We start from the raw sequence: 2,725 nt of genomic DNA, 5'->3' as shown, positions 1-2,725 counted from the left end.
TCGCGCACCGACACCGGCCGGAGCTGGCCGTTGAGGATGCACATCACGGTCCGCATGCCGCGCTCGTCGGCCTCGGAGATCGCCTCGAGACCGATCAGGAGCTCGACGCCCTTCGCGAGCTGCACGCGATGCTCCTCGCCCTGGCGCAGTCCGTAGAAGAACTGGTTCGCCGACAGGCGCGACGTGTCGCCGTACTTGTCCCGGTGCTCCGCGAATTCCTTCGTGGGGCCGGGGAACAGCAGCCGGTTGAGGGTGCTGCGCCGTTCGGCGGCGTCGCCGTCGAGCGACGCCTCGTCCGCCGCGGACAGCGGGGTCTCCGGCTTCGCCTCGCCGCGACCCTCGAGTGCCTTGCTGCGCAACGGTTCCGGCCAGCCGCCGGCGGGGGTGCCGAGTTCGCCGCGGAGGAACCCGACGACCGAGTCGGGGATGTCGAATCCGGCAGGGTTGGCGGCGAACTCGTCCGCCGACACCCCGGACCCGACGAGGTGCAGGGCGAGGTCGCCGACGACCTTCGACGACGGGGTCACCTTGACCAGGCGCCCGAGCATCCGGTCGGCGGCCGCGTACTTCGCCTCGACCTCCTCGAACTGGTCACCGAGGCCGAGGGCGATGGCCTGCTGCCGCAGGTTCGACAGCTGCCCACCCGGAATCTCGTGCGTGTAGACGCGGCCGGTCGGTGCGGGGAGTCCGGACTCGAACGGCGCGTACACCTTTCGCAGCGCCTCCCAGTACGGCTCGAGGTCGCACACGGCCTGCAGGTCGATGCCGGTGTCACGCTCGCTGTGCGCGGCGGCCGCGACGATCGCCGACAGCGCGGGCTGGCTGGTGGTGCCCGCCATCGCGGCGCTCGCACCGTCGACGGCGTCGGCACCGGCCTGCCATGCGGCGAGGTAGGTGGCGAGCTGACCGCCGGGGGTGTCGTGGGTGTGGACGTGCACCGGCAGGTCGAAGTTGGACCGCAGCGCGGTGACCAGCTTCGCCGCGGCGGGTGCCCGCAGCAGTCCGGCCATGTCCTTGATGGCGATGACGTGCGCGCCGGCGTCGACGATCTGCTCGGCGAGCTTGAGGTAGTAGTCGAGCGTGTAGAGGTTCTCGTTCGGGTTCGCCAGATCACCCGTGTACGACAGCGCGACCTCGGCGACGGCGGTGCCGGTTTCGCGGACCGCGTCGATCGCGGGCCGCATCTGGTCGACGTTGTTGAGCGCGTCGAAGATCCGGAAGATGTCGACACCCGTTGCGGTGGCCTCCTTGACGAACGCCCGCGTCACCGTCTCCGGGTACGGCGTGTACCCGACGGTGTTGCGGCCGCGCAGCAGCATCTGCAGACAGATGTTCGGCATCGCCTCCCGCAGCGTGGCGAGCCGCTCCCACGGATCCTCGTGCAGGAACCGCAGTGCCACGTCGTAGGTGGCGCCGCCCCACGCCTCCACCGACAGCAGCTCCGGCGTCATCCGAGCGACGTGACCGGCGACGGTGAGCAGGTCGCGGGTACGCAGCCGGGTCGCGAGCAGCGACTGGTGCGCATCACGGAAGGTGGTGTCGGTGACGCCGAGCGCGGACTGCTCGCGCAGCGCCTTTGCGAAGCCCTCCGGGCCGAGTTCGACAAGGCGCTGCTTGGAGCCGGCGGGCGGCGCCGCCTTGAGGTCGATGTCCGGGAGCTTGTCGTGCGGGTACACCGCGGTGGGCCGCTCACCGTGCGGCTTGTTGACGGTGACGTCCGCGAGGTACGACAGGATCCGGGTGCCGCGGTCGGCCTGACGGCGTGCGGTCAGCAACTCGGGTCGCTGCTCGATGAACGAGGTCGTGACGTTGCCCGCCCGGAACTCGGGGTCGTCGAGAACCGCCTGCAGGAAGGGAATGTTCGTCGCCACACCACGAATGCGGAACTCCGTCACCGCGCGGCGCGCACGCGCCACTGCGGCGCGCAGGTCGGTGCCACGGCAGGTCAGCTTGACGAGCATCGAGTCGAAGTAGGCGCCGACCTCGGCGCCGACCATCGTGCCGCCGTCGAGTCGCACACCCGCGCCACCGGGGGTGCGGTAGCCGGTGATGCGGCCGGTGTCCGGACGGAATCCGTTCGCCGGGTCCTCGGTGGTGATGCGCAACTGCAGCGCCGCACCACGGAGCTTGATGGAGTCCTGCGTCAGACCGAGATCGGCGAGGGTCTCCCCCGACGCGATCCGCAGCTGCGACTGCACCAGGTCGACGTCGGTGACCTCCTCGGTCACCGTGTGCTCGACCTGGATACGCGGGTTCATCTCGATGAAGACGTGATTGCCACGCGTGTCGAGAAGGAACTCCACCGTGCCCGCGCAGGAGTAGCCGATCTGCTTCGCGAACGCGACCGCATCCGCGCAGATCTTCTGGCGCAGCTCCTCCGGCAGGTTCGGGGCAGGCGCGAGCTCGATCACCTTCTGGTGCCGACGCTGCAGCGAACAGTCCCGCTCGAACAGGTGAATGACATTGCCCTCACCGTCGGCAAGGATCTGCACCTCGATGTGCCGCGGATCCACCACGGCCTGCTCCAGGAACACCGTCGGATCACCGAACGCCGACTCCGCCTCCCGGGCCGCGGCCTCGATCGCCTCCCGCAACTGCTCCGGCTCCGCGACCCGGCGCATACCGCGACCACCACCACCGGCAACGGCCTTCACGAAGATCGGGAACTCCATGCTCTCCGACGCGGCAAGCAGGGTGTCCACGTCGGAGGACGGCTCCGACGACG

Annotated in this window: 1 protein-coding gene; it reads right to left on the bottom strand. The window is 69.8% G+C overall.

What is annotated here, in order from left to right; all coding sequences use genetic code 11:
• A partial coding sequence (locus ACFSJG_RS19390) for a pyruvate carboxylase (protein WP_378486883.1) occupies positions 1-2,725 on the bottom strand: 2,725 nt, incomplete at both ends.

Source organism: Rhodococcus gannanensis (assembly GCF_042681175.1).
GTDB classification, from domain to species: domain Bacteria; phylum Actinomycetota; class Actinomycetes; order Mycobacteriales; family Mycobacteriaceae; genus Rhodococcus_G; species Rhodococcus_G gannanensis.
Note: the sequence above shows the minus strand (reverse complement) of the source record. Positions and strands in the feature narration are given on the sequence as shown.